Origin of the sequence: Mobilicoccus pelagius NBRC 104925 (assembly GCF_000247995.1) — a bacterium.
Taxonomy (GTDB): domain Bacteria; phylum Actinomycetota; class Actinomycetes; order Actinomycetales; family Dermatophilaceae; genus Mobilicoccus; species Mobilicoccus pelagius.
On record NZ_BAFE01000073.1, the window covers coordinates 13,735 to 37,905 of the forward strand.

21 protein-coding genes are annotated in these 24,171 nt (G+C 72.9%); 5 read left to right on the plus strand and 16 right to left on the minus strand.

What is annotated here, in order from left to right:
- Positions 1 to 425 precede the first annotated feature (425 nt).
- Positions 426 to 941 (plus strand): Cys-tRNA(Pro) deacylase, encoded by a 516-nt coding sequence (gene ybaK, locus MOPEL_RS10615; RefSeq protein ID WP_009482906.1) that lies wholly within the window; start codon positions 426 to 428, stop codon positions 939 to 941.
- A 62-nt stretch (positions 942 to 1,003) separates the two neighbouring features.
- Positions 1,004 to 1,936, plus strand: a complete 933-nt coding sequence (locus MOPEL_RS10620; RefSeq protein WP_009482907.1) for a 5'-3' exonuclease — start codon at positions 1,004 to 1,006, stop codon at positions 1,934 to 1,936.
- A 57-nt stretch (positions 1,937 to 1,993) separates the two neighbouring features.
- Here MOPEL_RS10620 and MOPEL_RS10625 read toward each other — a convergent pair whose 3' ends face one another.
- The 12 genes from MOPEL_RS10625 to dop all read right to left on the minus strand — a co-directional run bounded on the left by MOPEL_RS10625 (position 1,994) and on the right by dop (position 16,429).
- Positions 1,994 to 4,987 (minus strand): DEAD/DEAH box helicase, encoded by a 2,994-nt coding sequence (locus MOPEL_RS10625; RefSeq protein WP_009482908.1) that lies wholly within the window; start codon positions 4,985 to 4,987, stop codon positions 1,994 to 1,996.
- 34 nt (positions 4,988 to 5,021) lie between these two features.
- Positions 5,022 to 5,771: a twin-arginine translocase subunit TatC gene (gene tatC / locus MOPEL_RS10630; protein ID WP_051992289.1), complete on the minus strand. Its 750-nt coding sequence runs from the start codon at positions 5,769 to 5,771 to the stop codon at positions 5,022 to 5,024.
- A gap of 48 nt (positions 5,772 to 5,819) precedes the next feature.
- Entirely contained in the window at positions 5,820 to 6,161 is a 342-nt protein-coding gene (tatA, locus tag MOPEL_RS10635; RefSeq protein ID WP_009482910.1) for a Sec-independent protein translocase subunit TatA, read from the minus strand.
- A 135-nt stretch (positions 6,162 to 6,296) separates the two neighbouring features.
- Positions 6,297 to 7,427: a helix-turn-helix transcriptional regulator gene (locus MOPEL_RS10640; protein WP_009482911.1), complete on the minus strand. Its 1,131-nt coding sequence runs from the start codon at positions 7,425 to 7,427 to the stop codon at positions 6,297 to 6,299.
- Complete coding sequence (locus MOPEL_RS18535; RefSeq protein WP_009482912.1) at positions 7,424 to 8,014, minus strand: helix-turn-helix transcriptional regulator; 591 nt, start codon at positions 8,012 to 8,014, stop codon at positions 7,424 to 7,426. The genes MOPEL_RS10640 and MOPEL_RS18535 overlap by 4 nt, the downstream gene beginning before the upstream one ends.
- A gap of 536 nt (positions 8,015 to 8,550) precedes the next feature.
- Positions 8,551 to 9,546, minus strand: a complete 996-nt coding sequence (locus MOPEL_RS10650; RefSeq protein WP_009482913.1) for an FKBP-type peptidyl-prolyl cis-trans isomerase — start codon at positions 9,544 to 9,546, stop codon at positions 8,551 to 8,553.
- A gap of 322 nt (positions 9,547 to 9,868) precedes the next feature.
- Entirely contained in the window at positions 9,869 to 11,287 is a 1,419-nt protein-coding gene (gene pafA, locus MOPEL_RS10655) for a Pup--protein ligase (RefSeq protein ID WP_009482914.1), read from the minus strand.
- Positions 11,288 to 11,372: 85 nt separating this feature from the next.
- Entirely contained in the window at positions 11,373 to 12,140 is a 768-nt protein-coding gene (prcA, locus tag MOPEL_RS10660; RefSeq protein ID WP_009482915.1) for a proteasome subunit alpha, read from the minus strand.
- The gene (prcB, locus tag MOPEL_RS10665) at positions 12,137 to 13,003 is read right to left on the minus strand and encodes a proteasome subunit beta (protein WP_009482916.1); all 867 of its coding nucleotides are present in this window, start codon (positions 13,001 to 13,003) and stop codon (positions 12,137 to 12,139) included. Before prcB ends, prcA begins: the two co-directional genes overlap by 4 nt.
- Positions 13,000 to 13,203, minus strand: a complete 204-nt coding sequence (locus MOPEL_RS10670; protein WP_009482917.1) for a ubiquitin-like protein Pup — start codon at positions 13,201 to 13,203, stop codon at positions 13,000 to 13,002. Before MOPEL_RS10670 ends, prcB begins: the two co-directional genes overlap by 4 nt.
- 132 nt (positions 13,204 to 13,335) lie before the next feature.
- Positions 13,336 to 14,613: a biotin synthase BioB gene (gene bioB, locus MOPEL_RS10675; protein ID WP_009482918.1), complete on the minus strand. Its 1,278-nt coding sequence runs from the start codon at positions 14,611 to 14,613 to the stop codon at positions 13,336 to 13,338.
- Positions 14,614 to 14,893: 280 nt separating this feature from the next.
- Entirely contained in the window at positions 14,894 to 16,429 is a 1,536-nt protein-coding gene (dop, locus tag MOPEL_RS10680; protein WP_009482919.1) for a depupylase/deamidase Dop, read from the minus strand.
- 150 nt (positions 16,430 to 16,579) lie between these two features.
- Between dop and MOPEL_RS17770 the strand changes: the two genes are divergently transcribed.
- The 3 genes from MOPEL_RS17770 (at position 16,580) to MOPEL_RS10695 (ending at position 18,641) form a co-directional block, all read left to right on the plus strand.
- Positions 16,580 to 16,783 (plus strand): hypothetical protein, encoded by a 204-nt coding sequence (locus tag MOPEL_RS17770; RefSeq protein WP_169316308.1) that lies wholly within the window; start codon positions 16,580 to 16,582, stop codon positions 16,781 to 16,783.
- 414 nt (positions 16,784 to 17,197) lie between these two features.
- The gene (locus MOPEL_RS10690) at positions 17,198 to 18,178 is read left to right on the plus strand and encodes a ribose-phosphate diphosphokinase (RefSeq protein ID WP_009482920.1); all 981 of its coding nucleotides are present in this window, start codon (positions 17,198 to 17,200) and stop codon (positions 18,176 to 18,178) included.
- Between the two features lie 43 nt (positions 18,179 to 18,221).
- Positions 18,222 to 18,641, plus strand: a complete 420-nt coding sequence (locus MOPEL_RS10695; protein ID WP_009482921.1) for a DUF3054 domain-containing protein — start codon at positions 18,222 to 18,224, stop codon at positions 18,639 to 18,641.
- A 115-nt stretch (positions 18,642 to 18,756) separates the two neighbouring features.
- Here the strand turns inward: MOPEL_RS10695 and MOPEL_RS10700 are convergent, their stop codons facing one another.
- The 4 genes from MOPEL_RS10700 to MOPEL_RS16075 all read right to left on the minus strand — a co-directional run bounded on the left by MOPEL_RS10700 (position 18,757) and on the right by MOPEL_RS16075 (position 24,161).
- Positions 18,757 to 19,938: a thiolase family protein gene (locus MOPEL_RS10700; protein ID WP_009482922.1), complete on the minus strand. Its 1,182-nt coding sequence runs from the start codon at positions 19,936 to 19,938 to the stop codon at positions 18,757 to 18,759.
- 276 nt (positions 19,939 to 20,214) lie between these two features.
- On the minus strand, positions 20,215 to 21,903 hold the full coding sequence (arc, locus tag MOPEL_RS10705; protein WP_009482923.1) for a proteasome ATPase: 1,689 nt from the start codon (positions 21,901 to 21,903) through the stop codon (positions 20,215 to 20,217).
- Positions 21,896 to 23,008, minus strand: coding sequence for a tRNA (adenine-N1)-methyltransferase (locus MOPEL_RS10710; RefSeq protein ID WP_009482924.1), 1,113 nt, complete (start codon positions 23,006 to 23,008; stop codon positions 21,896 to 21,898). Before MOPEL_RS10710 ends, arc begins: the two co-directional genes overlap by 8 nt.
- Positions 23,009 to 23,042: 34 nt before the next feature.
- Complete coding sequence (locus MOPEL_RS16075; RefSeq protein ID WP_009482925.1) at positions 23,043 to 24,161, minus strand: site-2 protease family protein; 1,119 nt, start codon at positions 24,159 to 24,161, stop codon at positions 23,043 to 23,045.
- Positions 24,162 to 24,171 lie beyond the last annotated feature (10 nt).

Consider the following 24,171-nt stretch of genomic DNA (forward strand, 5'->3'; position numbering starts at 1 on the left):
GTCTACTGGGTGTGCAGGCCTCGCAGCCACCGCGTTGGTCCGGGGAGCCGTGGAGGTCTCCCCCGCCGGAATCGACGACCGCGCGCGCACGTCGCCGCGCCGGGCAGTGCGGAGGGGACCACCGTGGGCCCTGGCAGGGGTCCGGCGGTGACAACACGTCCACGCTACCGGTCCCTCGATCTCAGTCAACACGGCCCCCACCTGCATCGATTTGACAAATTCGCAGATGGGACCTGGACGGCACGAAACGTCAGCATTCGTTCAAGAAGTTGGCGGGCACCTGCACGGATGACCGGAGGTCTCAGGCGCCGACGTGCCCCCTGCTGCGTGAGGCGCGCGGAGCGATCGCCGTGTCGCACAGGAGAGCCGTCGAGAGGGGCCTCTCCACCGCGAGTGGCTCTCCCCCACCGTGGGAGACTGCGCCCATGGCGCGACGCACCACCACGAAGCCCGCACACGGCGGGGCGACCCCGGCCGTGACGCTTCTCACTCGACTCGGCGTGCCGTTCACCGAGCACCACTACGACCACGATCCCGACGCCGAGTCCTTCGGTCGGGAGGCGGCCGAGAAGCTCGGCGTCGACCCGGCAGTCGTCCTCAAGACCCTCGTCGTCGACCTCTCCCCCGGCGGTGGACGCGGCCTCGGCGTCGCCATCCTCCCCGTCGACCACCGGCTCGACCTCAAGGCCGCCGGCGCCGGACTCGGCGTGAAGAAGGTCGCGCTCGCCGACCACGCCGCCGCGGAGCGCTCGAGCGGGTACGTCGCCGGGGGCATCAGCCCCCTCGGCCAGCGGACGGTGCTGCCCACCGTCCTCGACGAGTCGACCCTCGCCCACGAGACGGTCTACGTCTCGGGCGGACGCCGCGGTTTCGACGTCGCAATCGCCCCGGCCGACCTGGTCTCGATCCTCTCGGCCCGCACCGCCCCGATCACGCGTTGAGGCCGACCGAACCCGCCCGCCCGTCCCCCCTCACCGACCGGAGACGCCCCGTGAGTCCTCTCATGCTGCTCGACACGGCCTCGCTGTACTTCCGCGCGTTCTACGGCGTGCCCGACAGGTCGGGACCCGGGGAGACGCCGCGCAACGCGGTGACGGGCCTCGTCGACATGATGACGACCCTCGTCCGGACACACCGCCCGTCGGGCCTCGTCGCGTGCTGGGACGACGACTGGCGTCCGGCGTTCCGCGTCGAGGCGATCCCCTCCTACAAGGCGCACCGCGTCGACGAGGGCTCCGTCCACGAGGGCGTCCCCACCGGCGTCGCCGAGGAGGTGCCCGAGACGCTCGCCGTACAGGTGCCGGTGATCGTCGACCTCCTCGCGGCCATCGGCATCCCCCGCATCGGGTACCCCGGATACGAGGCCGACGACGTCATCGGCACCCTCACGACCCGGGCGAGCGAGGCGGGGCGTCCCGTTCTCGTCGTCACCGGCGACCGTGACCTCTTCCAGCTCGTCGACGACGACGCGGGAGTGCGGGTGCTCTACACGGCGCGTGGCGGGATCCGCGGTGGGGACGTCGTCGACGAGGCGTTCCTCCAGGAGCACTACGGGGTGCCGCACGGAGCGGCGTACGCCGATCTCGCGCTCCTGCGTGGGGATCCGAGCGACGGCCTTCCCGGCGTCAAGGGCATCGGCGAGAAGACCGCGGTGCGGCTGCTCGCCGAGTACGGCAGCGTCGCCGCGCTGCAGGAGGCCGTCGCCGCCGGCGACCCGCCGAAGGGAGCCGTCGGGCGTCGCCTCGTCGACTCGGGCGACTACCTCGACCGGGCCCGACCCGTCGTCCTCGTCGCCCGCGACATCCCCGTGGAAGGCTCGATCGACGGCGGCGTGCCCGAACGCGTCGCCGACCCGGCCGCCCTCGCCCACCTCGTCGAGACCCACCGACTCACCGGCGTCCCCCGCCTCCTCGACGCCCTTGGGATCCGTCTCTGAGCCCCGCCCGCGACTCCGGCCGGGCCGTTCGTGGCCCGACCGAAGGGGAGCGACGGTTCAGTCGAGCCGGTCGGCCGCGATGACGCCACGCATGACGGCGTCGACGGCCTTGCGCGCCGCGAGCGACACCTTGGCGTCGGGGGCGACGTCGGCGATCTGGTCGAGGAGGTCGACCGTCTGCTTGCACCGGCGCACGAAATCGCCTGCGGCGAGATCGGAGTCGCGGAGCACGACCCCGAGGCTGCGGCCGCTGGCCCATCGGTACACGAGCGGTGCGAGGCCCGGATCGGGGTAGGCGGTCGTCGGCAACCCGTGGTCGTTCTCGGCATCCTCGATGCCGCTCCAGAGCCGCACCATCTTCGTGTGGACCTCGTCGAGGGTGTGCGTCGGCATCTGCGGGAGGAGATCACCCTCGTCGCGCCTCGGCTCGTGGATGAGGCACGTGACCGCCGCGGCGAGCTCCGCCGGGGTGAGCCCAGAGAACAGCCCGTCCCGCAGACACTCGGCCGTGAGGAGGTCCCGCTCGGTGTAGACGTGCCGCAGCCGGCCGCCGAGCTCGGTGACCTCCTGCCCCGCCTCGTCGAGGTACCCCCGCGCCGAGAGCAGGTCGCACACCCGGTCGAACGTGCGGGCGACGGATCCCGTGCGGCCGCCGACGCGACGTTCGAGGTCGGCACGCTCCCGCTGTGCCCGCCACCAGCGTTCCGCCCAGCGGGCGTGGGCCTCCCGATCCGAGCAGCCGTGGCACGGGTGGGCGCGGAGCTGCCGCCGCAGCTCGGTGATCTCCCGCTCCTGGGGTGAGAGGGGCGCGTCGTCGACTCCCCCATCGGAGCGGGCGGCGTCGTCGCGCGGCTCGTCGGGGATCTTGACCCGCATCGTCGCGGCGAGGTCGCGTCGCTCTTTCGCGTTGCGGGGGTTGAGACCCTTGTCGACGGTGAGATGCGCGTACGGCTCGAGCGGACCCTGCACGTCGTCGGTGGTGAGGCGCCGCAACCGGGCCTCCTCCGTGACGACCTGCGGCGCCGCCCCCTGCCCCTTGTGCCCGCGCGAGGCCGTGACGACGACGGCACGCCCGCCGTGCCGCCCCGGCAGCCACACGACGTCGCCGGGGGCGAGCTCGGCGAGGGAGGCGTCGACGGCGAGACGCGCCGACGCGGCCCGCGCCCGGCCCGCGTCCTTCTCGACGTCCGCGAGTCGACGACGCAGCGCCGCGTACTCGGTGAAGTCGCCGAGGTGGCACGTCATCGCCTCCTCGTAGCCGGCCATCGCCTCGGTGAGCTCCCGGATCGTGCGGTTGAGCCCGACGACGGACCGGTCGGCCTGGAACTGCGCGAACGACGTCTCGAGGACCTCACGGGTGCGCTCCCGCCCGAACCGCGCGACGAGGTTGACGGCCATGTTGTACGTCGGCCGGAAGCTGCTCCGCAGCGGATACGTGCGCGTCGAGGCGAGGCCGCCGACCGCGAGCGGATCCATGTGCGGGTTCCACACGACGACGGCGTGCCCCTCGACGTCGATCCCGCGCCGCCCCGCGCGGCCCGTGAGCTGCGTGTACTCCGCCGGCGTGATGTCGGCGTGGGTCTGCCCGTTGAACTTGACGAGCTTCTCGAGGACGACGCTGCGCGCCGGCATGTTGATGCCGAGCGCGAGCGTCTCCGTGGCGAACACGGCCTTGATGCGGCCCTGGGTGAAGAGGAGCTCGACGATCTCCCGGAACGCCGGCAGCATCCCCGCGTGGTGGGCGGCGAACCCGCGCGAGAGCCCCTCGACGAAGGTGGCGTACCCGAGGACGACGAGATCGCCCGGCGCGATGCCCCGCACCGCGTCCTCGACGAGGTCGTGGATGCGTTCCCCCTCCTCGTGCGGGATGAGACGCATGTCGGCGACGATCATCTGCTCGACGGCCGCGTCGCACCCGGCACGACTGAAGATGAACGTGATCGCGGGCAGCAGAGCTGCCCGGTCGAGCGCGGCGACGACCTGAGGACGCGTCGGCAGACCGCCAGGACGCCCGCCCCGGCGGGGTCCGGCAGTCTGCGGGTCGACCGGCGACCACGTGTCGGCCTCGCCTCGGCGCGCGCCGTGACTGCGGCGGTCGCGTCCGTGGCCACCACGGGACTCCCCGCCGCGGGGACGGCCGCGTCGACCGCGGGGCGCGCCCGCGTCCTCGAGCCGGCCACGACGTCGCTGCGAGGACCGCTTCATCGCCTCGATCGCCTCGAGGAGATCCGGGTCGAGCGTCGCGCGGATCTCGCGTTCGCGGTCGGACCGCCGCTCGGCGCGGCGCCGGTGACGGGACGCGCGCCCGGCCCCGCCGGAACGGCTCTCCCCGCCGTCGATGCCGCCCGGGTCGGGCTCCCCGGTGTCGGTCTGCTCGACGAAGAGGTCGAAGAGGTCGCGGCCGACCATCATGTGCTGCCACAGCGGCACGGGCCGGTGCTCGGAGACGACGACCTCCGTCTCGCCCCGCACCTCCCCCAGCCAGGCGCCGAACTCCTCGGCGTTGCTCACCGTCGCCGAGAGGGACACGACCTGCACGTGGCGCGGCAGGTGGATGATGACCTCCTCCCACACGGCTCCGCGGAGCCGGTCGGCGAGGTAGTGGACCTCGTCCATGACGACGAACCCGAGCCCCCGCAGCGTCGTGGAGTCGGTGTACATCATGTTGCGGAGCACCTCGGTCGTCATGACGACGATCGGCGCCTCGCCGTTGATCGAGGAGTCACCCGTGAGGAGGCCGACGTTCTCGGCGCCGTGACGCTTGGCGAGGTCGGCGTACTTCTGGTTGGAGAGGGCCTTGATCGGCGTCGTGTAGAACGCCTTCTGGCCGCGCGCGAGGCCGAGGTGGACGGCGAACTCCCCGACGACCGTCTTGCCCGCACCCGTGGGGGCGGCGACGAGGACGCCCTTGCCGTCCTCGAGGGCGCGGCAGGCGCGCACCTGGAAGTCGTCGAGGTCGAAGTCGAGACGGCGTTCGAACAGTGCGAGCTGGGAGACCGCGTGCTCGCGCCGGCGTCGGGAGGCGGCATACCGTTCCGCAGGGGAGGACATGGCCGCAAGGCTAGGGCACGCGACCGACGACCCGTCAGAGCGGGCTGGCCTCGTCGTCGGGTGTCTCGATCCAGTCGGGGCGACGCTTGGCGCGGATGCGGTCGAGGATCGCGGCGACGCCGCAGGCCCCGAAGTACAGGCCGACCATCGGCAGTGCCATGCCCGACATCGTCCACGGGTCCGGCGTCGGGGTGATGACCGCGGCGAAGACGAAGATGAGCAGCACGGCCCACCGCCACGCCTTGAGCATCGTCCTCGCGGGGAGCACCCCGACCATGTTGAGGGCGACGAGGAGGATCGGCAGAAGGAACGAGAACCCGAACGCGAGGATGAACCGTGTGACGAACGTGAGGTAGAACGACGCGTCGATGATGTTGTCGCCCACCGTCGGGGTGAACCCGAGGAGGACGTTGACCGCGGCGTCGAGGGTGCGGTAGGCGAACCAGCACCCCGCGAGGAACAGCGGCACCGAGCACGTGATGAACAGCATCGCGATGCGCTTCTCGTTCTTGCGCAGGCCGGGCACGACGAACGCCCAGATCTCCCACAACCACACCGGGCTGGAGAGGATCACCGCGACGAAGAGCGCCACCTGGAGGTGGACGACGAACGGGTCGGTGAGGTTGGCGAAGTTGAGTTCGGCCCCGCGCCGCTTCATCGGCGCCGCGAGGGCGGCGATGAGCGAGTCGTAGAGCACCCATCCCGGGATCGCCGCGACGACGAGCGCGACGGCGGCGACGAGGATGCGGTTGCGGAGTTCACGAAGGTGCGCCCCGAGTGTCATCCTCCCCTCGGGGTCGCGCTTCGCACGACGGAGCGCCACGGTCGGCGCTCAGGCCATCGGCGGGCGGTACTGGGGGTCCGCGTCGCCCGCGGCACCGTCGACGACACGCTCCTCGTGGATCGTCGTGCGCGTCTCGGTCGGCGCGGCACGGTGGTCCTCGGGGGCGAGGGTCTCGGCGTGCGTCTCCGTGCGGGTCTCGCGGCGCGCCTCACCCTGGACGGTCTCGCGGCTCGCCGCGCTGGGCTTGTCCTTCATCTCCTCGACCTCGGCCTTGAAGATGCGCATCGAGCGCCCCAGGCTACGGGCCGCGTCGGGCAGCTTCTTGGCGCCGAAGAGCACGACGAGGATGAGGACGATGACGAGGAATTCCGTGGGGCCGAGATTGGGCATGGGCTGAGCCTTTCGAGTCACGGAGAGGTGGTGCGCGAGCGCCGTAACGGGCCGGCGTCGGTCAGTCTACGACCGGTGCTCGGGTGCCCCGACCACCCGGTGGGTGGGGCGGGTCGCCCACGCCGGGGGCCGTGGTCAGGAGGACGTCGTTCCGGGAGGAGGACCGTCGTCGGACCCGGGAGGGCCGTCCACGTCGGCGCCGTGGCGCGGGTCCGTGCCGGAGGCGGTGGCCTCGTCGTGGTCGTCGTCGTCGTGGTCGCCGGGGTAGAGCGCGAGGGCGGCGAGGGCCTCGTCGTGGATGCGCTCGACCATCTCCGGCGGGGCGACGACGCGGGCCCGTCCGCCGAGGCGACGCATGAGTCGCGTGATCCACGCGGGGTCGGACGCGGGCATCGTGATCGTCACCCGCTCCCCGTCGGCCGACCCGACGACCTCGTGCGGGTAGTAGTCGAGCATCCACCGCGCCGCGGGTTCGAGGACGACGGTGACGCTGAGCTCGGCCTCCTTGGGGTGGTAGGGGCCGCGCGCGAGATCGCGGGGCCGTGCCTCCGGCGGTGGGGTGCCGTCGACGTCGAGGACCTCGAGGCCCTCGATGCGGTCGAGGCGGAACAGGCGGGTGTCGCGGGCGAGGTGGCACCATCCCTCGAGGTACCAGTGCCCGCCGTCGGCGCGGGCGAGACGCATGGGGTCGACGTCCCGCTCGGTCGCCTCGTCGCGGGTGGGGACGACGTAGCGCAGGTGGACGCGTCGGCGGCAACGGAGCGCCTCGCGCAGGGCAGGCACGTGGCGCGTCTCGGTCTCGGCGCCGGCGTCGACGTGGATCCGTCGGCCGGCGGCACGGGCGAGCGCCGCCGACGACGGGTCGACGGCGGACTCGAGGAGTTCGATCGTCTCGGCGACGAGGTCGGGATCGGCGAGCCCGGGAACCTCAGCGAGGCTGCGGAGCCCGACGAGGAGGGTGAGGGCCTCGTCGGCGCCGAGCCGCAGGGGGCGGGCGATCGTGTCGGCGTTGCCGAGGTACACCCGGCCCGACTCCCACTCGGCCTCGATGAGGTCGTCGGGCATGCCCCCGGGCAGGCCGCAGACGAAGAGCAGCCCGAGGTCGGACTCGATCTGCTCGCGGCTCACGCCGAAGCGCCGCGCGGCGTCGTCGATGTCGACGCCTTGACGGCGCAGCAGCCACGGCACCATCGTAAGGAGGCGCCGGAGCCGCGCCGTCGCCGATTCCTGTCCGGCGCCGCCCGCGCCACGTCGCGCGGGGCTCATGCCGTTCCCCCGGCGTCGTGCGTCTCGGGGACCTCGGGGGCCTCGTGGGCGGTGACGACGGCCTGCAGGCGACGCCGCACGAGATCGCGCAACGAGTCGGGCGCGGCGACGGCGACGTCGGCGCCGTGGCCGAGGACCTCGTCCGCGAGGGCGGAGGCGTCGGCGGCGACGACCTCGACGACGTCCCAGTCGGTGGTGCCGGGCGCGCAGGACGGGGCGAGCGTGGCGGTCTCCTCGGGTGGGAGGACGCGTGCGCCGCGTCGGAGCACATTTCCCCGGCCGGGACGCAGGCGCAGACACGCGGTGACGGGCTCGCCACCCGCGAGGGAGGACGCGACGACGGCGCGGGGGTCGTGGTCGTCGGGGATCTCGTAGGAGCCAGGCGCGCCGGCGAAGGCGACGGAGCCGGTGACGCGGTCGAGGCGGAACACGCGCGGCTCGCCGCGGTCGACGTCGAACCCCGTGAGGTACCAGTGGCCGTGCCACGCCGTGATCCCCCACGGCTGCACGTGCCGCTGCGTCACCTCGCCGCGGCGACCGCGGTAGGAGAACCGGACGGGCCGCGCGGTGACGACGGCCGTGCGCACGGCCTCGAAGGCGGGATCGCTCGTGCGGATGCCGGCCTCGATGCGGTCGAGGCCGTCGGCGACCTCCGCGTCGCCGTCGTCGGTGGCGACGGCCTCGATCTTGCGCAGCGCCCGCGCAGCGGCACCCCCCGAGGGAGGCCTCCGACCACGTGCGGCCGGCGAGGGCGAGGAGCGACATCTGCTCGGGCGTCACCTCGAGGTCGGGCAGGGCGTACTCGCCGCGGTCGATGCGGTAGGCGGGCTCGTCGGAGAAGTAGACGTCGAGGTCCTCGGTGAGCACCGGGATGCCGAGCTCGCGCAACTCGTCCTTGTCGCGCTCGAACATGCGCTCGAAGGCCTCCTCGCTCGCCGCGTCGCGATACGCGGCGACCCGGCGGCGGATCTCCTCACGGGGCAACGCTCGTCGCGTCGAGAGCAGAGCGATGACGAGGTTGAGGAGCCGCTCGGTCTTCGCTGCGGCCATCGGCGTGGACCTCATGAACGCACGCTAGCGCACAGACGTTCGATGAGGAGGGGCGACGCGGGGTCGCCCCCGCTCACTTGGCGTCGAGGATGTCGAGGACGAAGACGAGGGTGTCGGTGCCCTTGATCGCCTCGCCCTTGCCCTGGGCGCCGTAGCCGTCCTTCGGCGGGACGACGACGAGGAGGCGGCTGCCGACCGGGTGACCGGGCAGACCCTTGTCCCACCCCTTGATGAGCTGGCCCTCGCCGACGGGGAACTCGACGAACCCCTGCGGGCTCTGGCCCGAGTGGTCGAACGGCTTGCCCGGCTCACGCCACGTCGCGCCGGTGTACGTCACGCGCACCGTCTGGCGGGGCTCGACCTTCGGGCCCTTGCCGACGATGAGCGGCTGGACGACGGTCTCCTTGGGCGGTGTCGCGCCCTTGGGGATCGCGAACGTCGCCGGGTCCTTGGCCGTCTTGCCCATCGTCACGGTCGGCAGACCCGCCTTCGGGGGCACCGGGGTGCCGGTCGCCTTCGTCAGCGGCGTCTTCGCGTCGACGACCTCGAAGTAGTAGAGGAGCGTGTCGGTGGGTCCGACACCGAGCTGGGAGTTGCCCTGCTCGCCGACGGCCTCCTTGCCGGGGATCGCGACGACGATCTGCGCGCCGGCCTTCTGCCCCACCATCGCGGTGCGGATGGCCTGCTGGAGGGTCTCGTCGCTGAGAGACATCCCGACGACCTCCTTGCCGAAGCGGGCGTCGAGCTGCTTGCCGTCCTTGCCGTTGACGAGGAGGTAGTGCGCGCTCACGTCGTCCTGGCCGCCGATCTGGGTGCCGGAGCCCTCCTTGAGGACGCGGAACCCGCGGCCGCTCGTCGTGAACGGGGTGCTGGGGAGGACGAGACGCGGCTTCTCGGTGCCCGCACCCTCGACCTTGATGCCGGCGAGCTCGGCCGACTGGGCCGGCGCCGAGGCGGTGGTGGGGGCGGGGGCCTGGGCCGAGGTGTCGTCCGGCTTGTCGCCGCACGCGGTGAGGGCGAGGGCGACGGGGAGCACGGTGGCGGCGAGGCGCAGTCGGATCGAGGACACGCGGGAGCCTTCTCGGTGAGTCGGACGGGACGGCCGGGTGGATCACCCGACTCCCCACCATAACCAGGGGCGCAGGCGCGGGACCGTTCCGGGCGGGGCGGCGACGCGTGTCGGGACGCGATCGTCGACGGATCGTGACCTCACACAGGGGATCCGCCCACCTCGCTCCGACGCGGGGCGTCGAGACGGCACATGCCGCCACGTCGGGACGTCCACGCCTCGGCCCTGCGCCGTCGGACCTCGTGCGGCCGATCGTCGCGTCACCCCATCGGCCGCCGTACCTCGGGACGCCGGTACTCACACGCCGGCGCTCACACATCGCTCAGACGGGTGGCGTCATGGGCGCGCCCGTGCCGTCCCCCGAACCGGCCGGATCCTCGATCGCGGCGAGGAGGGCGTCGACCCGCGGGTCGGTCGAGGCGAACGGGTCCTTGCAGAGCACCGTGCGGCCCACCGCATCGTCGAGGCGCAGGTGGCTCCAGTCGACGGTGTGGTCGCGCCCGTGCCTGCGGGCCGCCTCGACGAACGTCCCGCGCAGGTGGGCGCGCGTCGTCGCCGGCGCCGTCGTGCGGGCCCGCTCGATCTGCTCGTCGGTCACGACCGACGCGACGAGACCGCGCTCGCGCATCCGGGCGACGGCCCCGCGTCGCGGGTCGATGTCGTGGACGTTGAGCTCGAGCTGCCCCACCCGCGAATCGGTGAGCTCGAGGCCGTGGCGCTCGGCGAACCGCGTGAGGAGGCGGTGCTTGACGACCCAGTCGATCTCGGAGGCGACCCCGCTCATGTCGCCGCGTTCGAGACCGTCGAGGGTGCGTCCCCACAGGTCGAGGACCTCGAGGTCGAGGGGGCGGGCAGGGCCCTCCGCCTCGAGGTGGGCGGCGACCATGTCGTGGTAGGCCCACTGGATCTCCCGCGCAGTGACGCGCCCGCCCCGGTCGAGCACGACCTCGCCCACGCCGGTGAGGTCGCGGCTCGCCGCGCGGATCGCCGTCATCGGGTTCGCGAGGGCGAGGTCCGAGGTACGGCGCCCCGCCTCGAGGGCCCGCAGGACGAGGTCCGTGGACCCGACCTTGAGCATCGTCGTCGTCTCGAGGAGGTTGGAGTCCCCGACGATGACGTGGAGGCGCCGGAACCGGTCGGCGTCGGCGTGCGGTTCGTCCCGGGTGTTGATCATCGGGCGTGACCGCGTCGTCGCGCTGCTCGCGCCCTCCCACATGACGTCGGCACGCTGGGAGAGGACGTAGTGCCCGACGCCGCCCGCGTCGACGAGGACGTGCCCCGCGCCGCAGAGGAGCTGGCGGGTGACGAGGAACGGCAGGAGCGTCCCGCTCAGGGCGTCGAGATCGGTGGACCGGGCGACGAGGTAGTTCTCGTGGCAGCCGTAGGAGGTGCCCGCGGAGTCGAGGTTGTTCTTGAAGACGTACACCGACGCGTCGATGCCGTCCTCGGCCATACGGGCGTGGGCCTCGTCGGCGAGCCCCTGGACGATGCGTTCCCCCGCCCGGTCCTGGGCGAGGAGATCGACGAGCGTGTCGCACTCGGCCGTGGCGTACTCGGGGTGGTTGCCGACGTCGAGGTACAGCCGCGCCCCGTTGGTGAGGAAGACGTTCGAGGAGCGACCCCGCGCGACGATCCCCCGGAACATGTACCGCGCGACCTCGTCGGGCGACAGACGCCGCCTGCCCTCGACGGTGCAGGTCAAGCCGTACTCGGTCTCGATGCCGTAGATGCGCCGGTCCATGCGCCGACTCTACGGCTCCCCTCCCCCGCCGGGCGGGCTGCCGGGCGGCCGGCCAGGGGAGGACGCGGGATCGCCCGCGCGGAGATCAATGCCCGCTGGGGTCCCCGGGGCCTTCCACCCCGAGCACGGCCGCGAGGTCGGTGGCCGTGAGCCTGCGGAACGTGCGGCGCGCGCGGGGCGGCACCGCCGTCCGGTCGGCGAGGAGACGACGGTCGAGCAGCGCGACCTCGACCTCCGGCGTCTCGCCGCGCGCGGACGCGGGGGTGGTCGCGGGGGTGCTCGAAGGCGCGGCCTCGAGGGCGGCGAGGGCGAGACGGGCGGCCTCGTCGCGGGTGAGACCCGCGGACCACCGTTCCCGCAGGACGGCCCCGACGGGCTCGGCCGCGCCGCCGATGGCGACGAACCCGCGCTCGTCGGTGACCGAACCGTCGTAGGTGAGGCGGTAGAGCTCGTCGTCCTCGGGCGTGGGCCCGACCTCGGCGAGGACGATCTCGACCTCGTACGGCTTGGCCTCCTGGGTGAAGACCGTCGCGAGGGTCTGCGCGTAGGCCCCGGCGAGGCCGCGGGCATCGACGTCCGACCGGTCGTAGGAGTAACCGCGCAGGTCGGCGTGACGGATGCCGGCGACGCGGAGGTTCTCGAACTCGGTGTACCGGCCGACGGCGGCGAAACCGATGCGGTCATGGATCTCGGCGACCTTGTGGAGGGTGCGTGAGGGGTTCTGCGCGGCGAGGACGATGCCGTCGGCGCACGAGAGGACGACGACGGAGCGTCCACGGGCGATGCCCGCGCGGGCGAACTCGGCCCGGTCCTTCATCCACTGTTCGGGGGCGACGTAGAACGGCGTGCTCATCGGACGCCTCCCGGGTTGTCGCGGCGGTCCTCGACGAGCGCGGCGACGACGTCGCCGACCTCCGCGTCCGACAGGAGTCGGGCGCCCCCGGCGTCGACGACCGCGACCGTCGGCCAGATGCGTCGGCCGACGTCGGGCCCACCCGTGGCGGCGTCGTCGTCGGCGGCGTCGTGAAGCGCCTCGACGACGACCCGCACGGCAGCCGGTTCGTCGAGGCCGCGACGCCACAGCTTCTTGAGGGCGCCGCGGGCGAAGAGCGCGCCGGAGCCGACGCCGTGGTGGTCGTGCTCCTCGTAGCACCCGCCCGCGACGTCGTACCCGAAGACGCGGGCGACGTGGGCCCGGGTGTCGTACCCGACGAAGAGCGGCACGACGGCGAGGCCCTGGAGCGCGAGCCCGAGGTTGCTGCGCAGGAGCGTCGCGAGGCGGTTCGCCTTGCCGTCGAGGGACAGCGGGGCACCCTCGACCTTCTCGTAGTGCTCGAGCTCGACGGCGAAGAGGCGGACGAGCTCGGTCGCGATGCCCGCGGTGCCGGCGATGCCGACGGCCGTGTGCGCGTCGGTGAGGAAGACCTTGCGGATGTCCCGGCTCGCGATGAGGTTGCCGAGCGTCGCGCGCCGGTCACCGGCGAGGACGACGCCCTGCGGCGCGTACCCCTCGGAGACGTGCCGACCGCCGCCTGCTCCACCCGCGGGGTCGCCGAACGTGACGGCGACGATCGTCGTGCCGTGCGGGGTGAGCTCGGCGCCCGCGGCCGTGGGCAGCACTCGGTTGCCCGGGAGGAGATCCGGGGCGTGCGCGCCCAGGAACTCCGTGAACGAGGACGACCCCGGCGCGCGGAACTCCGGCGGCAGCGCGGTCACTCCCCGCCCTTCTGGACGAACCCGCGGACGAACTCCTCGGCGTTGACCTCGAGGACGGAGTCGATCTCGTCGAGGACCGAGTCGATGTCGGCGTCGAGCGCGGCCTTGCGCTCCGCCGTGGGCGGCGCGGGCGGCGGGGTGGTGTCGCCGGGGTCGCCGCCCTCGCGGTACTCCGGGCGGATCTGCTCCTGACCTGACATGACGTGCTCCTTCCACCGACGACGTCGGTGCTCGCAGGGTGCCACACGCCGGGACGTGAGGGGCCCCCGGATGTGCCGCGTCACCACCGGCGTGGGCCGACGGTGACGCGACGGAGGATCGGGCGGGTGGACTCAGGCGTTGGGGGCGAGCTCCGTGCCGATGCCGCGGCGGCGCACCCGCACGGCCTCGGCGCCCTCGTGGGGCCCGTCGTGGAACGCCGCCGCAGTCGCCATGACGCGGTCGGCCGCCGCACGGTCGGCGTCGACGGGGGCCGCGTCGGCCTCGTCGTGACCGCCGCAGCCGCCCTCGCCACCGCAGGCGTGGCTGCCGCCGCACCCACCGGCGTCGTGACCGCCGCAGCCGCCGACCGCGGCCTCCTCGACGAAGTCGGAGCGGTGGAGACCACGGGCGAGGATCTCGCCGGGGCGCCCCTCCTTGCCTTCGACGACGAACCCGGCGTCGGCGATCATCTCGAGGTCCGCCGTCGCGGCCTGTCCCTCGCTCGTGAGGTAGTCGCCGAGGAAGATCGAGTTGGCGATGTGGAGACCGAGCGGCTGGAGGCTGCGCAGGTGGATCTCGCGGCCACCGGCGATGCGGACTTCGGAGTCGGGGCAGACGAACCGCACCATCGCGAGGATGCGCAGGCACTCCTGGGGGGTGAGGTTCCACTCCTCCGACAGGGGCGTGCCCTCGAACGGGATGAGGAAGTTGACCGGGATCGAGTCCGACCCGATCTCCTTGAGCGAGAACACGACCGAAACGAGGTCCTCGTGCGACTCACCCGTGCCCGCGATGAGACCGGAGCAGGCCGACATGCCCGCCTCGTGGGTCTTCGTCACCGTGTCGACGCGGTCGTCGAAGGTGTGCGTGCTGCAGATGTCGTCGTACCGCTCGGCGGCGGTGTTGAGGTTGTGGTTGTAGGCGTCGGCGCCGGCCTCGGCGAGACGCTTCGCCTGGCCCTCCTTGAGGAGACCGAGGCACGCGCACACCTCGACGTCGGGGTGCTCGGTCTTGAGGGCCTCGATCGCGTCGGTGACCTTGGTGATGTCACGGTCGCTCGGGCCGCGGCCGCTGCTCACGAGGCAGACGCGCTTGGCGCCGCCCTCGACGCCGGCCTTCGCCATCGAGAGGACGGCTTCGGGCTTGGCGAGCGAGTACTTGAGGATCTCGGCCTCGCTGCCCAGGCGCTGGCTGCAGTACGTGCAGTCCTCGGGGCAGAGGCCGGACTTGATGTTGACGAGGTAATTGAGCTTGACGCGGCGTCCGAAGAACTCGCGGCGGACCCGGTAGGCGCCCGCGACGACGTCCATGACGTCGTCGTCGCTGGTGCGCAGGACCGCGAGGGCCTCCTCGCGGGTGGGGGTCTCGCGCCGGAGCGCCTTCTCGACGAGGCGGTCGATGAGTTCCATGGGGGCCTTTCAGTGCTCGACGGCGATGTCAGGTCCTCAACATAGCGGCAGCCCCGGCGAGCGGCGCGGCCCCCCGCGACGTGGGACGAGGGTCCCGCGCAGGGGCGCTTCCGTTCATGGGGCACCGGGGACGGGAGCCGAAGCGGACCCGCGAGGCGGGGCCGGTCGAGGATCGGTGTGGGAGCGGGGCCGTGGTGGACGTGGAGATCGGCAGAGCGCGGGGCAGGGACAGGACGCAGTGGCAGGGCGTGCCGCGGCGTCCCGTGGCACGCGCCGCGTCTCAGGGACCGGCCGCTCCGCCCGCGGTGAGCTCGGTGAGGAGGCCCTCGACGTCGGGGTGCCGGTCGAGGAGGGCCTCGGTGAGGGCACGGGTGCCCTTGAGCGGCTCGGGCGTCGCGATGCGCTGGAGCGGGCCGCCGTCACCCCGGTCGAGGAGGATCGACTGCCACGACGCGGCGACGACGGCGTCGGGGTGGCGTCGCACGCACTCCCCGCGGAACCACGCCCGGGTCGTCGGTGGGGCGTGGTCGACGGCGCGGTCGATCTCCTCCTCGGTCGTGAGTCGCTCGAGGCGCCCGCGCGCCTCGAGGCGACGGGCGAGCCCCTTGCCCGGCGTGCCGTGCGACCACTGGAGGTCGACGAGGAGGAGCCGCGGGTCGTCCCAGCCGAGCCCGTCGCGGGCCCGGAACCCCTCCAGCACCTGGCGCTTGGCGACCCACTCGACCCAACGGGCCGCCTCGGGCGCGCCCGTCTCGAGGGCGGTGAGCACCGCGTCCCAACGTGTGAGGACCTCGCGCGTGTCGTCGTCGGCGAGCGCGAGCGGGTCTCCGCCGAGCTCGGCACGCAGATGCGCGTGGACGTGCTCCTCGTAGCGGCGGAGGAGCTGCAGCCCGGCGAGCCGCCGGCCGTCGACGAGTTCGACCGTCGTCGTGAGGTCGGGGTCGTGTGAGATCGCCTTGAGTGCGCCGACCGGGTCGACGAGGGAGAGGTCCTCGGACATGCGGCCCGACTCGATCAGGGCGAGGACGAGGCTCGTCGTGCCGACCTTGAGCAGCGCGGACACCTCCGACAGGTTGGCGTCGCCGATGATGACGTGGAGGCGCCGGTACCGGGAGGCGTGCGCGTGCGGTTCGTCGCGGGTGTTGACGATCGGGCGGCGGAACGTCGTCTCCAGCCCCACACGCGCCTCGAAGAAGTCGGCGCGCGAGGAGATCTGGTAGCCGGGGGTCTCGGAGTTCTGCCCGAGGCCGACGCGTCCCGCGCCGCAGAGGATCTGGCGGGCGACGAAGAACGGCGTGATCTGGTCGACGAGCCGCTCGAACGGGGTGGCCCGCGCGACGAGGTAGTTCTCGTGGGTGCCGTAGCTCGCACCCTTGCCGTCGGTGTTGTTCTTGTAGATCTCGACGGGCGGCTCGTCCGGCAGGTCGGAGGACCCGACGCGCGCCGCCTCGGCCATGACGACCTCACCCGCGCGATCCCACACGAGGACCTCACGCGGGCTCGTCACCTCGGGGGCGGAGTACTCGGGGTGGGCGTGGTCGACGTAGAGGCGGGCCCCGTTGGTGAGGACGACGTTGGCGACGCGAGGGTCGTCGGCCCACTCGTCGGTGAGCTGGCTCTCGTGGGCGAGTGCGCGGCTCACCGAGAACCCGCGGGCGTCCTCGAGAGGTGACTCCCCCGCGTAGTCCCAGCGAGTGCGGTGGACCCGCCCGTGTCCTCCGGCCGCGTACCGCTGGACGACCCGCCCCGACAGGAGGACCGGGTCGACGAGCGGCCGGCCCGGCACGGCGATGCCGTACTCCGTCTCGACGCCCATGACGCGGCGAACCGAGCCCGGCGCGACCGCGGCCGAGGACGGTGGCGCCTCGGCCTCGGTTCCGGCCCGGGGGGTCCGGTCGGACGGGGCGGACGAACTCGTCGGTGAGGTCATGGGCCCAGCGTAGGCGGGGGCTCCGACACCCGGGCGGTGCCGTGCCACACCGACGTCCTCCTCGGCCGCCGCCTCGACCGCCTGCGCGCCGTCCTCGGCCATGCCGGCGACCTCGAGGTCCTCGGCGCCGCGGAGGAAGATCCACAGCGCGTGCCGCATGAGCTGCTCGTCCTCGGCGACGAGACGCCGACGGATGGACTCGCCGGGCCCGGCTCCCCCGAGTCCGCAGGAGCCCCATGACCCTCGCCGGCCGCGTCGGTGCCGCCGTCGCCCTCGCCGCATCCGGGGTGGTCGGGCCACTCGGCCCGCCCGCCGCTGCGGGCACGCTCCCCGACGGCGCCTCCGCGCGGTGGAACACGTCGGGCAGGTCGGGCAGGCACGACACCGGGTCCGGGCGACCTCGTCGTCCGGGTCGAGAATCGCCTCGACGACCGCGCCTCCTCGCCCCGGACGCCCTCGACCGGCGTCGGACTCGACTCTCTCGCCGAACGACTCCGTCTCCTCGGCGGGACGCTCGACCACGGTGTGCACGACGGTCGCTGGGTGTTGCAGGCCCGCATCCCCCTCACCGCGCCCCTCGCCGGGTCGGTCGGCCCGGTGCCCGGGTCATAGGATGACGACGACCCCTGCCACCCGCCCCCTCGAGGACCCGACGTGCGTGACGTGATCGTCTTCTCCGGTTCGGCCCACGAACCACTCGCCCGACAGATCTGCGACCACCTCGGCGTCCCCCTCTCGGGCGTCGACATGGCGCGGTTCAGCAACGACTGCCTCCAGGCGCAGCTCCTCGTCAACTGCCGACAGCGCGACGTGTTCATCGTCCAGCCGCTGGTGCCGCCGACGCAGGAGCACCTCATGGAGCTCCTCATGATGATCGACGCCGCCCGGGGTGCCTCTGCCGCGCACGTCACCGCGGTCATCCCCCACTACGCCTACGCGCGCAGCGACAAGAAGGACGCCTCCCGCATCTCCCTCGGCGGTCGTCTCGTCGCCGACATGCTCGTCACCGCGGGCGCCGACCGGGTCATCACGATGGCCCTCCACGCCCCCCAGGTCCACGGCTTCTTCTCGTGCCCCGTCGACCACCTCACCGCCATCGGCGCCCTCGCCGACCACTTCCGCGGCCGTGAGCTCGACGACCACGTCGTCGTCTCCCCCGACCTCGGCAACGCGAAGACGGCCACTCTCTTCGCGCGCCTCCTCGGGCTGCCCGTCGCCGCGGGCAACAAGCAGCGCCTCGCCGACGACCGCGTCGTCATCGACTCCATCGTCGGCGACGTCGCCGGCAAGCGCGCCATCGTCCTCGACGACGAGATCGCCACCGGCGGGTCGATGATCGAGCTCCTCGACAAGCTCGACGAGGCCGGATGCCCCGGAGCCTCCGTCGTCTGCACCCACGGTCTCTTCGCCGGCGCCGCCGTGGAGCGTCTCAACGGGCACTCCCTCATCACCGAGGTCGTCTCCACCGACACCGTGCCCGCGCCCGAGGGGCTCGAGAAGCACGCCGTCGTCTCCGTCGCCGACCTCTTCGCCGAGGCCATCGCCCGCATCCATGCCGGCGAGTCGGTGAGCAGCCTCTTCGACGGCGTCGACCCCCGCCATGCCCCGCCCCAGCTCAAGCTGCCGTCCCTGTGAGCGCGACCGTCCGCGCCGTCCCCGACCCCGCTGAGGAGCTCCGATGACCACCCCCGCCACGCACACCGATCCCGAGGACGTCCCCGTCGTCGTCGTCACGATGAACCCGTTCGTCGCTGCGGCCCTCGATCTCGTCCTCGTCGTCGTGTTCGCCGCGCTCGGCCGGGCCGCCCACGGCGAGGCCTGGACCGGCGCGCTCTCGACGGCGTGGCCGTTCCTCTTCGGCTGCGGTCTCGGCTGGGCGATCTGGTGGGGTCTGCGTCGCGTCGCGCCGCTCACGGTCCCCGCCGGTGTCGTCGTGTGGCTCACGACCATCGCGGGTGGCATGGCCGTCCGCGCGGTCCTCGGTCAGGGCACTCACTGGAGCTTCGTCGTCGTGAGTCTCCTCGCCACTGCGATCTTCCTCCTCGGCTGGCGTGCGATCGCCGCGATGCGCGCGAAGAAGGCCGCCCGCACCGCCTGATCCAGGTCGGGTGCGGACGGCCTCGTCGTCCTCGTCCCGGGGTCTCCCCCGGAGCCATCCCATGGTCGGCCCGTGGTCACCCCCCCCAGGGGGCGGCCACGGGCCGATCTCGCTGTCAGACGCGGCGGAACAGCGCGGCGAGCGCCTGGCCACCGCCGATGCACATCGTGACGATGCCCGTCTCGAGGTCGGCGCGGACGAGGTGCTTGGCGAGACGCAGCGTGAGGATCGCGCCCGTCGCGCCCACCGGGTGGCCCAGGGCGATCGCGCCGCCGTAGGGGTTGACCTTCTCGATGTCGAGACCCGTGTCGCGCACGACGGCGACGGCCTGGGACGCGAACGCTTCGTTGAGTTCGACGACGTCGACGGTCTCGGGCGTGAGGCCCGTCTTCTCGAAGAGGTCGTGCAGCGCGTACGTCGGGGCGTAACCCATGAACTCCGGTTCCATCGCGGCGACCGACACGTGCTCGAGGGCGACCATCGGCGTGAGCCCACGCTCCTTCGCCGCCGTCTCCGTCGCGAGGACGACCGCGGCGGCACCGTCGTTGATGCCGGAGGCGTTGCCCGCCGTCACTGTGCCGTCCTTGGCGAACGCGGGACGCAGCCCCGCGAGGGCCTCGAGGGTCGTGTTCGGCTTGGGGTGCTCGTCGACCTCGACCGTGACGGGCCTGCGACCGGCCGTCTGCACGGCGACGATCTCCTCGGTGAACGCCGCCGTCGCGACCTCGCTCGCGGCCCGCTGCTGCGAGCGGAGCGCGAACTCGTCCTGCTCCTCGCGGGAGACGCCGTACTTCGCAGCGACGTTCTCCGCCGTGACGCCCATGCCGACGCCGTGGAACGGGTCGGTGAGCATGAGCATCGTGCCGTCGGTGAGGGTGCGGTCGCCGAGCTTGTAGCCGCTGCGGGCGCCGAAGTCGTAGAACGGCATCATCGACATGTTCTCGTCGCCACCGGCGACGGTGATGTCGAGGCCGTTCCAGCGCATCTCCTGCGCCGCCGACCAGATGGCCTGCAGGCCACTGCCGCAGAGACGGTTGACGGTGAAGGCGGGGACGGAGTTCGGCAGGCCCGCCTCGATGCCGACGCGGCGGGCGTTGTAGGCGTCGGGGCCGACCTGCCCGATGCACCCCATGACGACCTCCTGCACGTCCTCCCCCGGCACGCCGGCGCGGGAGAGGGCCTCGGTGACCGCGGTGGCCCCGAGGACGTGGGCGGGGGTCGCCTTGAACGCGCCGCCGAAGCTCCCGATCGGGGTGCGTGCCCCGTCGACGACGACGATCTTCTCGGCTCCGGACATGTGAGGGCCTTCCTGTCGATGCTGGTAGGTCGCCAGGCTAGGCGAGCGGAGACGTCACCGTGCGCCGGGCGAGGGTCGCGTGGGTCACGCTCACTCGCGATCACGCCGCCGCGGTCGCGAATCGGAGCGGGTAGTCACCGACGGCGAGCCCTCGCGAGCCCAGAGCCGGGACCTCGCGGGATCCGCGACACTGCCCGCCGGCCGGGGGGACGCGAGGTCCCGAGGGGGCGGTCGACGGCGCGCACGGACGGCGTGCGCGTCGACCGCGCCCGGATGTCAGAGGACGTCGCCCTCGACGGGGACGTCGACGACCGCGGGTGCGGCGACGCTCCCGCGGCGTTCGGCGGCGAGACGACGGATCCGTTCGACGCGGGTGCCCTTGCGGCCTGACACGCGTGCCCAGTCGTCGGGGTTGCTCGCGCCGGGGAGGTCCTCGTTCTCGGTGAACTCGGCGGCGAGGGCCTCCTCGAGGTGCCGGTGGGTGAGACCGCGGTCCCCGCCGGCGAGAAGATCCTTGATCGCCGCCCGCTTGGCGCGGTCGACGATGTTCTGGATCATCGCGCCGGAGGCAAGATCGCCGAAGTGGAGCACCTCACGCGTGCCGTCGGCGTAGAGCAGTTCGAGGTACTGGTTCTCGGGCGTGCGGGCGTACATGCGCTCGACGACGTCGTCGATCATCGCCGCGACCGACGCCTCCCGTGAACCGCCGTGCGCGTCGAGCTCGGCCTCGGCGAGCGGCAGATCGGGTGTGAGGTACTTGCCGAAGATGTCGCGCGCGGCATCCGCGTCGGGGCGGTCGATGCGGATCTTCGCGTCGAGACGGCCCGGTCGGAGGATGGCGGGGTCGATCATGTCTTCCCGGTTGCTCGCCCCGATGACGATGACGTTGTCGAGCCGCTCGACGCCGTCGATCTCGGCGAGAAGCTGCGGGACGATCGTCGTCTCGACGTCGCTCGACAGGCCGGAGCCGCGCGTGCGGAAGAGAGAGTCCATCTCGTCGAAGAAGACGACGACGGGCGCGCCGCCCGAGGCGTGCTCGCGGGCGCGGCGGAAGATGAGCCGAATCTGGCGCTCCGTCTCGCCGACGTACTTGTCGAGGAGTTCGGGGCCCTTGACGTTGAGGAAGTAGCTCGTCGTGTCGTCCTCGCCCCGCAGCGCCGCGCTCTGGCGGGCGAGGGACGCGGCGACGGCCTTGGCGATGAGCGTCTTGCCACAGCCGGGCGGGCCGTAGAGGAGCACGCCCTTCGGCGGCCGCAGGTGGTGCTCACGGAAGAGCTCGGGGTGAAGGTAGGGCAGCTCGACGGAGTCGCGGATCGCCTCGATCTGTCCGGACAGCCCGCCGATGTCGGCGTAGGAGATGTCGGGCACCTCTTCGAGGACGAGGTCCTCGATCTCGACCTCGGGGACGAGTTCGAGGGCGAACCCCGAGCGCGCGTCGTAGACGAGGGAGTCCCCCGCCCGCACGGTCTCGGCGCGCAGCGGTTCGGCGAGGCGCGCGACGCGCTGCTCCTGGCCGTGGAGGATGACGACGACCCGCATGGCGTCGAGGACCTCGTGGACGGTGACGACCTGCCCGAGGTCCTCGTATCCGCCGACGCCGACGACGCAGAGCGTGTCGTTGAGTCGCACCTCGCGACCCGGGCGGAGGTCGGCCTCGGCGACGTCGGGCGAGACCGTGACGAGCATCGGCCGACCGCCGGTGAGGACGCGGACGGTGCCGTCACGCGCCTCGCGGAGCACCGTGCCGTACTGCAGCGGCGGGCTCGCGAGTGCGTCGACCTGCGCCTTGAGGCCAGTGAGCTGGTCGCGTGCGTACGTGAGGGCTCCGGTGAGTTCCTCGTTGCGGCGGGAGAGGGTCGTCACGGCCGCCTCCACCGACGCGAGGCGACGGCCGGGGTCGGCGTTCGGCTGCGTGAGCGGACCCTGGGAGCGGAACCTCATGCTGTCGCCGCCGGTGTCACTCATCGCTCTCGCCCTCCCGCCTCGTGCCGGTCCCGTCGTCCTCCTCGGCCGTGGTCGCGTGCACCTCGACGGCGTCGGCGTAATCGGTGCCCGATCGGTCGAGAACGGCGTCGGCGGCGCGGCGCATGCGGCGGATCTTCTTCTCGCTCACCGGCCGCTCCCCCACGTCCTCGGGGCTCCACTCGTCGGTGGTGAGGGCCGGGCTGTCGGCGCCGGCTCCGTCCTCGCCGTAGGCGCCCTTGGCGGGGCGGCGCTTGCGCAGCGGCGGTGTGACGCCCGGCGCGAGGCGGCGCGCGGTGATGAGGAAGCCGGTGTGGCCGTGCATGCGGTGCTCGGGGCGGACGGCGAGGCCCTCGAGGTGCCAGCCGCGGACGAGGGACTCCCACGCGGACGGCTCGGTGAACCCGCCGTGCTCGCGCATGTCCTCGGCGACGCGCGACAGCTGCGTGGCGGTGGCGACGTAGCAGATGACGACTCCGCCGGGCGCGAGTGCGTCGGCGACGACGTCGAGGCACTCCCACGGGGCGAGCATGTCGAGGACGACCCGGTCGATGCTGCCCGGCTCGACGGCGCTCGGCAGGGACTCGACGAGATCGCCGACCTGCACGCTCCACGCCGGGTGGGGGCCGCCGAAGAACGCCTCGACGTTGGCGCGGGCGATGTCGGCGAAGTCCTCGCGGCGCTCGAAGGAGTAGAGACGCCCCTGGTCCCCCACCGCACGCAGGAGCGACATCGAGAGGGCGCCGGAGCCGACGCCCGCCTCGACGACGCGGGCACCGGGGAAGACGTCGGCCATCTGGACGATCTGACCGGAGTCCTTGGGGTAGACGACGGCGGCGCCGCGGGGCATCGACATGACGTAATCGGCGAGGAGCGGCCGCAGGACGAGGTATTCGACGCCGGAGGTGTTCGTCACCGTCGAGCCGTCGGGCGAGCCGATGACGTCGTCGTGGGCGAGGCTGCCGCGATGGGTGAAGAACTGCCCGCCCCGGGCGAGGGTGATCGTGTGGAGGCGGCCCTTGGGGTCGGTGAGCTGGACGCGGTCACCGGCAACGAAGGGGCCTCGGCGCAGGTGCGCGCCGGTGGGCGAAGGGAGGGCGTCGGTCATACCCGCGAGTCTAGGTCGTGGCGGCCCTGGCCCGTCACCCGTGCAGACCCGCACGGGTGAGCGCGTCCTGGACCGCGGCGGCGGTCACGGCACCCTCGACGCCGACGGACGAGCGGAGGAGGAGGACGGGGGCGCCGGTCGCGTGCATGTGATCGACGAGGTCCGGCAGCGGCGGTCGCGTCGCGGCGTCGAGGATCCACCCGGCGGGGGCCCGCGCGGCGACGGCGGAGACGGGGACGTCGGCGGGGCATCCCGGCGGCGGGTCGAGGAGGAACCACGTCTCGGCCGGGGCTGCGGGGTCACCGACGAGGACGACGGGCGTCGTCGCCTCCTCCCCCACGCTCGGGAGGGCGTCGCCGAGCAGGGTGTCACCGGGGACGACCCGGAGGGGCGCGACGACGTCACGGGTGTCGACTCGGGCGTAGGCCCGCAGCCGACGTCCGGCGCGGACGGCCTGGGAGGCGCCCGCCCAGAGCATCGCCCCGACGAGTCCCGCCCACGCGACGAGGACGAGCGAGGGCCGGGACCCCGCCGAGAGCGGGGCGAGGACGAACCAGGCGACGACGGCGAGGGCGACGATCCGCCCCGACCATCCCGAGACGAGGAGGCCGAGGTCACGACGACCGCTCACGCGCCAGACGAGCGCGTCGAGGAGATGACCGCCGTCGAGCGGATGACCGGGGACGAGGTTGAAGACCGCGACGACGGCGTTCGACCACACGAACGCGACGGCGAGGAGGAACGGCACCCCGTCCGGGACGAGGGGCAACACGGCCCATCCGAGCGCGGCGAGGATGCCGTTCGCGACGGGACCGACGACGGCGACGAGCGCCGACTGCCCCGGCGTGAGCCGTCCGGCCTCGTAGACCGTGTGCCCGCCGAAGAGGTCGAGGACGATGCGGCCGACGCGCGCGCCACCGGCCCGCGCGACGAGGGCGTGTGCGGCCTCGTGGGCGAGGACCGACGTCGCGAGGAGGACGGCATACGCCACGGCGACGAAGTAGGCGCCCGCACCGATCCCTGGCAGGACGCGCTGCACCTGCGGCCCGAAGTAGAGCACCATGAAGACCGCGAAGACGGGCCAGCTCGAGGCGAGGTGGACGGGCACGCCGAACGGCGCCCCGAGACGCACGCCGTGCGGTGCGGCGCTCATGCGTCGCCTC